Source organism: Microbacterium sp. SLBN-154 (assembly GCF_006715565.1).
Taxonomy (GTDB): Bacteria; Actinomycetota; Actinomycetes; order Actinomycetales; family Microbacteriaceae; genus Microbacterium.
Window position 1 is genome coordinate 2834292 of sequence record NZ_VFNL01000001.1, and the last position, 12571, is coordinate 2846862.

The 12571-nt window shown below is 70.6% G+C and carries 12 protein-coding genes; 1 reads left to right on the forward strand and 11 read right to left on the reverse strand.

Going from position 1 to position 12571, the window contains the following annotated elements; genetic code table 11:
* Positions 1-70: 70 nt before the first annotated feature.
* The 9 genes from FBY40_RS13730 to FBY40_RS13770 form a co-directional block, all read right to left on the reverse strand.
* On the reverse strand, positions 71-1633 hold the full coding sequence (locus tag FBY40_RS13730) for an alpha/beta hydrolase (RefSeq protein ID WP_442922869.1): 1563 nt from the start codon (positions 1631-1633) through the stop codon (positions 71-73).
* Positions 1630-2796: a DNA polymerase III subunit delta' gene (locus tag FBY40_RS13735; RefSeq protein ID WP_141939355.1), complete on the reverse strand. Its 1167-nt coding sequence runs from the start codon at positions 2794-2796 to the stop codon at positions 1630-1632. The genes FBY40_RS13730 and FBY40_RS13735 overlap by 4 nt, the downstream gene beginning before the upstream one ends.
* 47 nt (positions 2797-2843) lie before the next feature.
* Entirely contained in the window at positions 2844-3518 is a 675-nt protein-coding gene (tmk, locus tag FBY40_RS13740; RefSeq protein ID WP_235014897.1) for a dTMP kinase, read from the reverse strand.
* Complete coding sequence (gene topA / locus FBY40_RS13745; RefSeq protein WP_268815537.1) at positions 3515-6259, reverse strand: type I DNA topoisomerase; 2745 nt, start codon at positions 6257-6259, stop codon at positions 3515-3517. The genes tmk and topA overlap by 4 nt, the downstream gene beginning before the upstream one ends.
* 81 nt (positions 6260-6340) lie before the next feature.
* Positions 6341-6664, reverse strand: coding sequence for an Rv3654c family TadE-like protein (locus FBY40_RS13750; protein ID WP_141939357.1), 324 nt, complete (start codon positions 6662-6664; stop codon positions 6341-6343).
* 4 nt (positions 6665-6668) lie between these two features.
* Positions 6669-7010 (reverse strand): TadE family type IV pilus minor pilin, encoded by a 342-nt coding sequence (locus tag FBY40_RS13755; protein WP_200829991.1) that lies wholly within the window; start codon positions 7008-7010, stop codon positions 6669-6671.
* The gene (locus FBY40_RS13760; RefSeq protein ID WP_141939358.1) at positions 7007-7225 is read right to left on the reverse strand and encodes a DUF4244 domain-containing protein; all 219 of its coding nucleotides are present in this window, start codon (positions 7223-7225) and stop codon (positions 7007-7009) included. Before FBY40_RS13760 ends, FBY40_RS13755 begins: the two co-directional genes overlap by 4 nt.
* Before the next feature lie 53 nt (positions 7226-7278).
* A complete protein-coding gene (locus FBY40_RS13765; RefSeq protein ID WP_141939359.1) occupies positions 7279-8193 on the reverse strand; it encodes a type II secretion system F family protein in 915 nt (304 codons plus the stop codon).
* Entirely contained in the window at positions 8190-9215 is a 1026-nt protein-coding gene (locus FBY40_RS13770; protein ID WP_141939360.1) for a TadA family conjugal transfer-associated ATPase, read from the reverse strand. Before FBY40_RS13770 ends, FBY40_RS13765 begins: the two co-directional genes overlap by 4 nt.
* Positions 9216-9734: 519 nt before the next feature.
* Here FBY40_RS13770 and acs point away from each other — a divergent pair.
* Positions 9735-11708 (forward strand): acetate--CoA ligase, encoded by a 1974-nt coding sequence (gene acs / locus FBY40_RS13775; protein WP_141940203.1) that lies wholly within the window; start codon positions 9735-9737, stop codon positions 11706-11708.
* A 132-nt stretch (positions 11709-11840) separates the two neighbouring features.
* On the opposite strand, the gene FBY40_RS13780 is transcribed toward acs, so the two are convergent.
* Both FBY40_RS13780 and FBY40_RS13785 read right to left on the reverse strand, forming a co-directional pair.
* Positions 11841-12308: a RidA family protein gene (locus FBY40_RS13780; protein ID WP_141939361.1), complete on the reverse strand. Its 468-nt coding sequence runs from the start codon at positions 12306-12308 to the stop codon at positions 11841-11843.
* Positions 12305-12523, reverse strand: a complete 219-nt coding sequence (locus tag FBY40_RS13785; protein WP_141939362.1) for a DUF4177 domain-containing protein — start codon at positions 12521-12523, stop codon at positions 12305-12307. Before FBY40_RS13785 ends, FBY40_RS13780 begins: the two co-directional genes overlap by 4 nt.
* Positions 12524-12571: the final 48 nt, after the last annotated feature.

The following is a 12571-nucleotide window of genomic DNA, read 5'->3' on the forward strand; positions in this document are numbered from 1 at the left end:
GCGATGCACGATCACCGATCTTACAGCCTCGCCCGGCGCGGAGCGAACCGTGCCGGGCGCGACCCCACGGCTACTCGCAGCGCAATCCGTCCTCGGGAACCACCCCGTCGACGAGATACGCCTCCACGGCGGAGTCGACGCACGCGTTGCCCTTGTTGTACCCGGTGTGGCCTTCCCCGACGCGGGTCACGAGAACCCCGGAGGCCAGCTGATCGGCCAGCACCACCGACCATTCGTACGGCGTCGCCGGATCGTTGGTCGTGCCGACCACCACGATGGGCGCAGCGCCCTCGGCGGTGATCGCCTCACGCACACCCGTCGGCGGGTACGGCCACGCGTCGCACGGGTCGGGTCCCGCCCAGTAGGGCGCGATCGTGGGGGCCTCCGCCTCGAGCTGGGCCTGGGCCGCTTCTTCGTCCGCGTCGAAAGTGGGATCGTCGGGATAGTCCATGCAGTTGTACGCCCGGAAGGCCTCGGTGGAGTTATCGAGGTACTGGCCCTCCTGGCGGTTGTAGTAGAAGTCTGCGAGCACGAACGCGAACTCCGGGTCGCCCTGCAGCACGTCGCTGAGGGCGGTGGTGAGGAACGTCCAGTTGTCGCGGGAGTACAGCGCCGCCACGATGGAGGTGGTCAGGGCGTCGGCGTTGAGTTCACGCCCGTCGGATGCGATGAGCGGGGCCGCGTCGGCGCTGGCCAGGAGCGCACCGAGATCGGCCATCGCCTCGTCGACCGAACCCCGGAACGGACAGTCGTCGCTCGTCAGACAGTCACTCATGTAGGCGCGCAGAGCCGACTCGAACCCGATCGCCTGCGTCGTGCTGACATCGAAGCCCGACGCCGCCGGGTCGATCGCCCCGTCGAGCACGAGGCGGCCCACCCGATCGGGATAGAGCTTGGCGTAGGTGGCGCCGAGGAAGGTGCCGTACGAATAGCCGAGATAGTTCAGCTGCTCATCGCCGAGGACGGCGCGCAGGAGGTCCATGTCGCGGGCTGCGTTCTCTGTGGTGATGTGCGGAAGGATGCCGCCGCTGTTGGCGTCGCACGCCTGGGCGAACCCCTCGTGGCGGGCGAGCCACTCCTGGGTCCACTCGTCGCTGCCGCGCGGCGCGGAGACGCCGGGGTAGAGGTAGTCATCCATCTGCGCGGCGTCGTAGCACCGCACCGCAGTGGACTCGCCCACCCCGCGCGGGTCGAACCCGATGACGTCGAAGCTCTGCTGCAGCTGCTGACCGACGGCGAAGCCCAGGGAGTCGCGGATGAGCGAGACGCCGCTCGCACCCGGCCCGCCGGGGTTGGTCAGCAGGGAGCCGATCGCCTCGCCCCCGGTCGCCCGGTGGCGGACGACGGAGAGCTGGATGTCGCCGGCGGACGGGTCGCTCCAGTCCAGCGGCGCCCGCACCATGGTGCAGTCGAAGCCGTCGCCGCAGTCGCTCCATGTCAGCGTCTGCTCGTAGAACGGCAGCAGCTCCTGGTCGACGCCGTCCGTGTCGGGTGCGGGGCTCGCCGTGGACGTCGCCCGGGTCTCGGGGATCAGCGAGTACACGCATCCCGACAGCACCAGCGTCATCGCGACGACGGTGGCGAGTGCTGCCGCGACGCGGCGGCGGCGGCGGCGAGGGGGTACGAGGGTCACGGGGTCCTTCCGGTGGCGACGGTGATCAACATGCTCTCGATGGCCAGCGTCGGGGCGACGTTCTGCTCGAGATTTCGCCGGGTCTCGGAGATCTGATCGAGCACGACGAGCGTGCGCGAAGGCTGCCACTGATCGGCGAGAGCGCGGATGTCATCAGCGAACTCGCGATTGATCATGTCGTCCTCCCGGCCGAACTGCCGCATGAGGACATCGCGGAACAGCGACTGAAGGTCGGTCAGGACGCGATCGATCCCGTCTCGCAGGCTCCTGGTGGCCCGACGCTTCTGGTCGTCCTCCAGCGCGGACAGCTGGCTGCGGACGGCGGGCGGCACGGGAGCTCCCTCGGCGATGCCGAGAGTACGCCGCAACTGCAGACGCTCGACCTCGTCGCGCTCGGCGCTGAGAGCCTTGGCGTCATCGGTGGCCGCCGCGACGATGCGCGCGGCGACATCGACCGCGCCCCCCACACCGCGGACGGAGAGGACGCCGGCGAGGGTCTCCGCGCGCCGCCGGCGCGCCGCGTCGTCGCTCGCCAAGCGCTGGGCCATGCCGATGTGCCGCTGGGCGTGCCGCGCCGACTGCTCGGCGATCTCCGGTGCCGCCCCGGTGCGGGCCGCGATGAGAGCGGCGACGTCGGCGACGTCGGGCTCGCGCAGCCGCACGGTGCGGACCCGCGACCGGATCGTGGGAAGCAGGTCGGCGTCGCTCGGCGCGCACAGCACCCACACCGTCCGCTCGGGCGGCTCCTCCAGTGCCTTCAGGAGCACGTTGGACGTGCGCTCCGCCATCCGATCGGCGTCCTCGACGACGATGACCCGGTGCCGCCCGATGGAGGGCGCGAAGTACGCTCGCTCGACCAGCCGCCGGGCCTCGTCGATACGGATGATGACCTGCTCGGTGCGCAGCGCCGTCAGGTCGGGATGGGTGCCTGCGAGCACCTGGCCGACGGCGGCGTCGTCGCCGGGCTCTGCGATCAGAGCGGCGGCGAACGCGTACGCGAGGGTCGATCGGCCCGATCCGGGCGGCCCGACGAGCAGCCACGCGTGCGTCATCGCACCGGGGTCGGCGGCGGCGGCCTGAAGGGCGGCCACGGCGTCGGGCTGCCCCCACACGCCGCGCCACGGATCGGTCGCCGTGCCGATCGTGGTCGCGGTGGCCTCCATGGGCTTCAGCCTAATCTTCCCGTCCGACACCCCGGCTGGGGGGTTGCTCACGATGTGCGGGCGTCCAGCAGTGCGGCGACGCGCGTACGCACGGCGACCGCGATCTCGTCGGCAGGCGCGGTGGCGTCGAGCACGAGGAAGCGCTCGGGCTCCGCGACGGCGAGGGAGAGGAACTCACCGCGCACTCTCGCGTGGAAATCATCCTGCTCGGCTTCGAGACGGTCGAACGGCTTGTCGTCGGCATCGCGACGCGCGCGCGCCGCCGCGGGGTCGAGGTCGAGCAGCACCGTGAGGTCGGGCAGCAGGCCCTCGGTGGCCCAGAGCGACAGATCGCGCACCTCGCCGGCGCCGAGCACCCGGCCGGCACCCTGGTAGGCGACCGAGGAGTCGAGATAGCGGTCCTGGATCACGACATCGCCGCGGGCGAGTGCTGGACGCACCACTGTCGCGACATGATGGGCCCGGTCGGCGGCGTAGAGCAGCGCCTCGGCACGCGGCGAGACGTCACCGCGGTGGTGGAGCACGATGTCACGGATGAGCACCCCCACCTCGGTCCCACCCGGTTCGCGGGTGCGGACCACTCGCCGACCCTGCGCTGTCAGCCACTTCTCCAGCAGCGCCGCCTGTGTGGTCTTGCCGGCGCCGTCGCCGCCCTCCAGAGTGAGGAACAGTCCGGATGCCGCGGGCTCCCCCTCCGACGCCACGGCGGCGCCGGAGCTCACTTCTTCTTCGCCGCGGGCTTGCGGGTGGTGGTGGTGCGTCGCGTCGTGCGTTTGGGCGCCGGGCCCTTCGCGCGCTTGTCGGCGATCAGCTGCACGGCGCGTTCGTAGGTGACATCCATCGCGTTCTCACCCCGGGGAATGGTGGCGTTCGTCTCGCCGTCGGTGACGTACGGGCCGAAACGGCCGTCGCGCAGCTTGATGGGCTTGCCGCTGACGGGATCGTTGTCGAACTCCTTCAACGCACTGGAGGCCTTGCGAGCGCCGTACTTCGGCTGCGCGTAGAGCGCCAGCGCCTGCTCGAGCGTGACATCGAAGATCTGCTGCTCCGATTCCAGCGAACGGGAGTCGGACCCCTTCTTCAGGTACGGGCCGAACCGCCCGTTCTGCGCCGTGATCGGTTCGCCCGACTCGGGATCCTCTCCGACCACGCGGGGCAGATCGAGCAGGCGCAGCGCGGTCTCGAGGTCGATCGTGTCGGGGGTCATCGACGCGAAGAGAGACGCGGTGCGGGGCTTGGGCGCCGCCTTGGCGGCATCCTTCTTGCCCTTCTTGGGAGCCTCCTCGATCACCTCGCCGGTGGCCTCGTCGACCTCGGCGGGCTCCTCGGGCTCGGTCTCTTCGATGTAGGGACCGAAGCGGCCGTCCTTGACCACGACCAGCTTTCCGTTGGCCGGGTTGGTGCCGAGGACGCGGTTGCCCGCGACGGGGGCGTCGCGCAGCTCCTGCACCTTCTCGGGGGTGAGCTCGTCGGGGGCGAGGTCGTCGGGGATGTTGACCCGGCGCGGCTCGGCCTCGGGCTGCTCGGGATCGGTGATCTCGAGGTAGGGCCCGAACTTGCCGAAACGCAGGGTGGCGGTGTCGGTGATGCGGGTGGAGTTCAGCTCGCGGGCGTCGATCTCGCCGAGGTTCTCGACGATGTTGCGCAGGCCCGGGTGCTCCTCGTTGCCGAAATAGAAGGCGCGGAGCCAATCGGTGCGACGCTGCTCGCCACGCGCGATGCGGTCGAGGTCGTCCTCGAGGGCGGCGGTGAAGTCGTAGTCGACGAGGTCGGCGAAGTGCTGTTCGAGCAGTCGCACCACGCTGAAGGCGAGCCAGCTGGGCACGAGGGCTTGTCCGCGCTTGCGGACGTAGCCGCGATCGAGGATCACGTCGATGATGCTCGCGAACGTCGAGGGGCGCCCGATCCCCTTCTCCTCCAGGGCCTTGACCAGGCTCGCCTCGGTGTAGCGCGGTTTCGGCGACGTCGCGTGACCCTTGGCTTCGATGTCGCGGAGGCGCACCTGGTCGCCCACGCTCAGCACGGGCAGGGACTGATCGTCGCTGCGGTGGGCATCACCCCGCTTCTCGTCGGTGCCCTCCTCGTACGCCTCGAGGAAGCCCTTGAAGGTGTATACGGTGCCCGACGCGGTGAATTCGGCGCGCTGGACGACGCCGTCGACCGAGACGTCCGCGGTGACGGTCACCGTCGTCGTCTCGTACTTGGCGTCGGACATCTGGCTGGCGATGGTGCGCTTCCAGATGAGGTCGTACATCCGCAGCTCGTCGCGATCGAGCTGATCCTTCACGGAGGACGGCGTCCGGAAATCCTCACCCGAGGGGCGGATCGCCTCGTGGGCCTCCTGGGCGTTCTTGCTGTTGTTGCGGTACGCCCGGGGATTGGCCGGTACGGCCTTATCGCCGTAGAGGCTCACCGCCTGCGCACGAGCCGCCGTGACCGCCTGGGCCGACAGCGCCGTCGAGTCGGTGCGCATATAGGTGATGTAGCCCTTTTCGTACAGACGCTGTGCCACGCCCATGGCGTGCTTGGCGCTCATCGAGAGCTTCCGCCCCGCCTCCTGCTGCAGCGTCGAGGTGGTGAAGGGGGGCTTGGGGCTGCGGGTGCCGGGCTTGGATTCCAGACCCGAGACGGATGCTTCGCCGGCCGCTTCCAGCGCGGCGGCCAGGGCACGGGCCCGAGCCTCGTCGAGGACGACGACCGCCTTCTTCAATCGACCGGTGTCGTCGAAGTCGGTGCCGCGGGCGAGGGCGGCGCCGTCCAGGCGCGCGAGACGCGCGGTGAACGGCTGCGCACCGTCGGCGAGCGATCCCTTGACCGCTCCCGTCTCGACGTCCCAGTAGCTGGCCGTGACGAAGGCCATCCGCTCGCGCTCGCGATCGACCACCATCCGGGTGGCCGCGGATTGCACACGACCGGCGCTCAACGCCGCGCCTTCCCGACCGCTGCCGACCTTGCGCCAGAGAACCGGTGAGACATCCCAGCCGTAGAGCCGGTCGAGGACGCGCCGGGTCTCCTGCGCGTCGACGAGGGCGTGATCGAGTTCGCGGGTGTTGTCGACGGCGGCGCGGATGGCGTCTTTCGTGATCTCGTGGAAGACCATGCGCTTGACGGGCACCTTGGGCTTGAGCACCTCGAGCAGGTGCCACGCGATCGCCTCGCCCTCGCGGTCCTCATCGGTGGCGAGGAGGACTTCGTCGGCCCCCTTCAACGCACGCTTGAGTTCGGCGACGGTCTTGGTCTTGCGGTCGTTGACGACGTAGAGGGGATCGAAGTCGTTGTCGATGTCGATCGAGTACTTGCCGTACGCGGCCTTCTTGTCGGCCGGGATGTCCTTCTTGTTCGCCAGGTCGCGGATGTGCCCGACCGAGCTGAGCACCTCGTATCCGTCGCCGAGGTACCCCTGAATGGAGCGCATCTTCGTCGGGGACTCGACGATGACGAGCTTCTTGCCTGTGGATGCCACGGGGGTCCTTTCTTCGTTGCACACCATACACACCGCACAGGGGGGTGATCGCTGAGAGCGGGCGCGGCGTTCCCGGCCGCGTCATGGGAAAGCGGGCGGCCCGGCGCGGGCCGACGCCGACACCGGAAGGCCGAGGACGCGGCCCTCGACCGCGACGGTCGCGATGAGGTCGTCGAGCTCGCAGCGGATGAGCTCGGCTCCGATGGTGGCCGCCAGCTGCTCGGCTCGCTCGCAGGGTACCCCCGACAGCACGCCGGACGCGGCGTCGGCGGCGGCGAGCGCGGCCGCATCGGCGACGCCCGCCACGCGCTGGGCCTGGACCGCGGCGCCGCCCATGGCGAGCAGACCCACCGCGAGAGCGGCGGTCACGCCGACGGCGCCGACGGCGAGCGACGTGCCGGCCACCGGATCACCATCCCCCGGACAGACCGCAGCTGCGCGCCGTCAGGGTCATCGGCAGGACGGGGTGGGCCGGCGCGGCGGCCGACACGCACACGAGATCTCCTTCGCGCGACACGGTACCCCGGGCACCCGCCAGCGCAGCCCCGATCGCGCCCTGGACGCGCGCCGTGTCTTCGCCTCGCGCGGCGAGGCGCGCCGCGTCTGCGGCGGCGTCCTGCAGCCGCACCTGCTGGGCCGAAACCGTCAGCGCGGCGACCGAAAGCAGGACCACGACGATGACGGCGGGCAGCGCCACCGCGAACTCGGCGACGACCGACCCCCGGTCGCCGCCGAGCTCACGGCCTCTCACGCCACCGTCAGCGCGCGGCGGACCAGTTCGGTCAGGATGCCCCGCACCTCGTCGCTGCGCATGATCAGGACGAGAAGGCCGGCAAAAGCGACGGCGGCCATCGTCGCGATGGCGTACTCGGCGGTCGCCGCGCCGGTGTCGTCGGTGAACAGGGTCGCGGCGCGGTGGCGCGTCAGGCGGATCGCGCGCGTGGTGGTGTCGTGCGGGTGGGTCATGGTGGTCACTTCTCTCTGCGATGGGTTGGACGGTGGGCACGTTCGTTGATGGGTCACAGGCTGAGCGCCGACGAGGACAGGACGCTGAGGAACATGGGTCCGACCCCGAGGAGCAGGAACGCAGGAAGCGTGCAGACGCCGAGCGGCAGGAGAAGCTTCGTCGCGAGCTTCGCGGCGCGGAGCCTGCCCTCGACGCGGGCCTGGTGACGCGCGAGCGCGGCAGCGGCGCGCAACAGCTCGACAGCGGGCACCCCGGCCTTCCGTGACAGATCGAGGAGGCCGACCGTCGCGGGTGCAGGAGGGGTTCCGGAGGCCGCGGCGACGAGTGTCCTCGCCCGCTCGATCGAGACGCCGCCGCTGAGGGCGATCGCCAGAAGCTCTCCGTCGAGGCCCGCGATCCCACCGGGCGGCCGGGCCCTGCGGGCGAGGGATGCCGTCCAGCGCCGCGCGATGAGGATGAGGGCGCCGCCGGTGACGAGGCAGGCGATACCCAGGGGGTGCGTGGTGAGGATGCCGACCGTGTCGAAGCCGAGCAGAAGCCCCAGCGCGACCCCGAGGAGGGGCAGCCAGCCGATCAGCCGGGCGGTCCCGGTGGGCTCTGCCAGGGCCACCCGGATCTCATCCGCAGCCTCCTGCGCATCGCGGAGGGCGACGGCGAGACCGCGCAGGCTCGGCGCGAGAGGCGCCCCGACGACGGTGGCAACCTCCCATGCCGCCCCGACCTCCCGCCAGGGGCTCGCCTCCGGCCCCGTTCCGCTGATCGCCGACGCGAGGGCAGCGCCGCCTCGTCGCCGGTCGCGGATCGTCCGCGCCGCGGCATCGCCGGTCTCTGCGAGGTGCTCCCACGCGCGATCGGGTGTCACCCCCGCCTGGAGGAGGACCGCCAGTTTCAGGACGGTGTCGGCGGCGGGGGGCGAGGGCGGAGCGGGCGAGGCCCGACCGGGGAGACGGGCGAGGAGCGCGCTCATCGGCCGGCCACCTCCTCGAGCTCCACGGGCGCGATCTCGAGCCGGCCGGTCGACGAGAGCTGCGGACGCCCGGCGCCAGCGAGGCGGCGCCCGGTCCCGCTCCTCTCGACATGCAGTACCACGTCGATCGCGCTGGTCACCTGCCGGGCGAGCGCGTGGTCCCCGAGTCCTGCCAGCGCGCCGAGTGCTTCGAGCCGGGTGGCGACGTCGCCGAGCCCGTTCGCGTGCACGGTTCCCGCACCTCCGTCATGACCGGTGTTCAGCGCCGAGAGGAGCTCACGCACCTCTGCTCCGCGGCACTCCCCCACCACCAGCCGGTCGGGACGCATCCGCAGCGCTTCACGCACGAGCCGAGCCAGGGCGATCTCGCCCGCCCCCTCGAGGTTGGCCTGGCGCGCCTCGAGCCGAGCATGGTGCGGATGCGAGAGACGCAGCTCCGCGACATCCTCGATCGTGACGATCCTCTCCTCCGCGGGGGCGGCGGAGAGCAGGGCGGCGAGAAGCGTGGTCTTCCCGGCGCCGGCGGCGCCGCTCACGAGCACGTTCGCCCGTCGGGCGACCAACCGCTCGAGCGCGCGCTGGGCGGGCGGGTCGAACATGCCCGTCGCGGCGAGATCGTCCAGCGTCGGGGTACCCAGCCGCGGGATGCGCAGGGAGATGAGGGTGCCCTCCGGCGAGATCGGCGGAAGTACCGCGTGGACGCGGATCCCGCCCTCCAGACGCACATCGACGCACGGCGTCGCGTCGTCGATGTGGCGACCGCCCGCACCGATGAGGTGCACGGCCAGATCGCGGACCTCGTCCTCTCCGGCACGCCACCCGTCCGCGCGCCGGGGCCCCGCTCCGCGGTCGACGAACAGACCCTGTGCACCGTTGACGAAGACGTCCGACACCTCCGGGTCGTCGATGAACGGCGAGAAGGCGTCGAGGACCGCCGGCCGTCGAACCCCGGCCGATGCGGGTTCGCCGGCGGCGTCGACGCCTCCCGCGATACGGGGACGGACGACGAACGGGATCGACATGCCCTCGACCGTAGGCACGGCACACACCGCACACGGCGCCGGAGACGGGACCGGTGGACAGTCGAGCAGCCGGCGAAGATGTGCAGGAGACGACGAGTGATCGCCCCCTCGTGATGCCCCGCCCCCGCGACTCGTCAGAAAGCGCGGCCCGAATCGCGCGGAGGCCGCAGTATCTGACGGGTCGCGACGTGCATCAACGGCTAGCCGACCCGAGACGGCCACAAGCAGAAGGAGGCGGTATCCCATTGGGGGGAATGGGATACCGCCTCCTGCGACGCCCTGGCTCGGGGGGATGGGCGGGCGTCGCGAATGCCAGAATCGAAGTTCGGCCGGTGAAGATCATACGCAGTCGTCACAGGCCGGCAAAACGACGGCGGCGATCTCTCATCGGAATATCACATTCGTCTCATCCACCCACTAACGGAGGTAGTGAGGCATCGCGGGGCATCGGTACCCTCACGAGTGTTGTGGCCGGAGACGGCACCCCGTTCGCCCGCGAAGGAGCGCGCACCGATGAGCATGACCAGCAGCCAGATCGATCACCTGTTGAACGAGAACCGGCGGTTCGCGCCGTCGCCGGGTTTCGCCGAGGACGCCGTTGCGAACGCCGATCTCTACGCCCGCGCGGAAGAGGATCGCGAAGGGTTCTGGGCCGACCAGGCCCGCGAGCTGCTGCACTGGCACACGCCCTTCACGCAGGTGCTGAACTGGTCGAACCCGCCGTTCGCCGAGTGGTTCGCCGACGGCGAGCTCAATGTCGCCTACAACTGCCTCGACCGGCACGTCGAAGCCGGGAACGGCGACCGCGTGGCACTGCTGTGGGAGGGCGAGCCGGGCGATGAACGCCGCGTGACGTACGCCGAGCTGACCGAAGAGGTCAAGCGCCTCGCCAATGTGCTCGAAGGCCTCGGTGTCGGCGTCAACGACCGTGTGGCCATCTACATGCCGATGATCCCCGAAGCGATTGCCGCGATGCTCGCCGTCGCCCGCATCGGCGCCGTGCACTCGGTGGTGTTCGGCGGTTTCTCCGCCGACAGCCTCCGGGCGCGCATCGACGACGCCGGCGCGAAGCTCGTCATCACCGCCGACGGCGGCTACCGCAAGGGGAAGGTGTCACCCCTCAAGCCCGCCGTCGATATGGCGCTGGCCGACCGCAACGGCTCAGGCCCGCAGGAGACGGTCGAGAACGTGCTCGTCGTCCGCCGCGGCGGCAACGACGTCGACTGGGTGGACGGACGCGACCTGTGGTGGCACGACGTCGTCCCGGCGGCGCCGGCCGAGCACGAGGCATCCGCATTCCCCGCCGAGAACCCCCTGTTCATCCTCTACACCTCCGGCACGACGGGGAAGCCCAAGGGCATCCTCCACACGTCCGGCGGCTATCTGACCCAGGCCGCATTCACGAACCGCGTCGTCCACGACATCCACCCCGAGACCGACGTGTACTGGTGCACCGCGGACATCGGCTGGATCACCGGACACTCCTACGTCACCTACGGTCCCCTCGCGAACGGGGCGACCCAGGTGCTCTACGAGGGCACGCCCGACACCCCGCACCCCGGGCGCTGGTGGGAGCTCGTGGAGAAGTACGGCGTCACGATCCTGTACACGGCCCCGACCGCCATCCGCTCGTTCATGAAGATCGGGCGCGCCGTGCCGCAGAAGTTCGACCTGTCGTCCCTGCGCCTGCTCGGTTCGGTCGGAGAGCCGATCAACCCCGAAGCATGGGTCTGGTACCGCGAGATCATCGGTCACGGCGACACGCCGATCGTCGACACGTGGTGGCAGACCGAGACGGGCGCGATGATGATCTCCGCCCTTCCGGGTGTGACCGAGACCAAGCCGGGGTCGGCCCAGGTCCCCCTCCCCGGCATCTCGGTCGACGTCGTCGACGACGACGGCACCCACGTCGGCAACGGCAACGGCGGGCTGCTGGTGATCACCGAGCCCTGGCCCTCGATGCTCCGCGGCATCTGGGGCGACCCTGAACGGTTCAAGGAGACCTACTGGGACAAGTTCCGCGACAAGGGGTACTACTTCGCAGGCGACGGCGCGCGACTGGACGACGACGGAGACGTGTGGCTGCTCGGCCGCGTCGACGACGTGATGAACGTCTCGGGCCACCGCCTATCGACGACCGAGATCGAGTCGGCCCTGGTCGCGCATGAGGCCACCGCCGAAGCGGCGGTGGTCGGCGCGTCCGATGAGACGACCGGTCAGGCTGTGGTCGCGTTCGTCATCATCAAGCAGAGCTACCTCGACAAGCACTCGCCCGAGGGGCTCGCGCAGGCGCTGCGCGCGTGGGTGAGCGAGCAGATCGGGCCGATCGCCCGGCCGCGCGACGTCTACATCGTCGGTGAGCTGCCGAAGACCCGGTCGGGCAAGATCATGCGCCGGCTGCTGCGGGATGTCGCGGAGGGCCGCGAGGTCGGCGACACCACGACGCTGGCGGACACCGCGGTGATGAGCGTCATCTCCGCCCAGGTGAAGTAGCCCCCGCGCGGCTACCTCCGCCGAGAGTGCATCTGGGCGCCGAGGGTGCGGGGTTCACTCGCATCCTCGGCGCGCAGATGCATTTTCGCGGTTTCGTGGGAGACCGCGGGAGCGGGATGCCGCGGCGCGGCGTCAGGACAGGGTGAAGACCACCTCGACCTCGACGGGTGCGTCCAGCGGCAGAACCGGCACGCCGACCGCGGAGCGGGCGTGACGGCCTTCATCGCCGAAGATCTCGCCGAGCACGGTGCTCGCACCGTTGATGACCCCGGGCTGACCGGTGAACTCGGGCACCGAGGCGACGAATCCGGTGACCTTCAGCACACCGGCCAGTCGGTCGACGCCCCCGGCGGCGGCTGCGGCCGCCGCGACGGCGTTGAGCGCGCACTGGCGGGCGTAGCCCGCCGCGGCATCCGGGGCCACCAGACCCTCGCCCTCGCCGACCTTGCCGGTCTCGGGAAGCGCGCCCGAGACCATCGGCAGCTGGCCCGCGGTGTACACCAGGTCGCCGTGCACCTTGGCGGGAATGTAGGCGGCCACCGGCGGGACGACCGAGGGGAGCTCGATGCCGAGCTCGGCCAGGCGCTCCGAAACGCTCACTGCTCGTCTCCGAACTGGCGCGCCGCCTGCTCGGCCGCGCCGAGCGCCGCGTTGGGGGCGCCGCCGCCGGTGGGACGCTTGAAGTAGGCGACGAGCCCGCCTTCAGGCCCCTGGACGATCTGCACGAGTTCCCAGCCCTGCTTCCCCCAGTTGTTGAGGATGGCGGCGGTGTTGTGGATCAGCAGCGGAGTGGTGAGGTACTCCCACGTCGTCATCGAGGCTCCTGTGGTCGGGGCGGTATCGCGGGCGGATGCTGGGAAAGA

What these genes read in the sequence shown, in the direction of transcription:
- FBY40_RS13735 (WP_141939355.1), bottom strand. Translation starts at nt 2,796, where the DNA reads ATGGAGGCCACCGCGACCACGATCGGCACGGCGACCGATCCGTGGCGC.
- FBY40_RS13760 (WP_141939358.1), bottom strand. Translation starts at nt 7,225, where the DNA reads ATGACCCACCCGCACGACACCACCACGCGCGCGATCCGCCTGACGCGC.
- FBY40_RS13765 (WP_141939359.1), bottom strand. Translation starts at nt 8,193, where the DNA reads ATGAGCGCGCTCCTCGCCCGTCTCCCCGGTCGGGCCTCGCCCGCTCCG.
- FBY40_RS13770 (WP_141939360.1), bottom strand. Translation starts at nt 9,215, where the DNA reads ATGTCGATCCCGTTCGTCGTCCGTCCCCGTATCGCGGGAGGCGTCGAC.
- acs (WP_141940203.1), top strand. Translation starts at nt 9,735, where the DNA reads ATGACCAGCAGCCAGATCGATCACCTGTTGAACGAGAACCGGCGGTTC.
- FBY40_RS13785 (WP_141939362.1), bottom strand. Translation starts at nt 12,523, where the DNA reads ATGACGACGTGGGAGTACCTCACCACTCCGCTGCTGATCCACAACACC.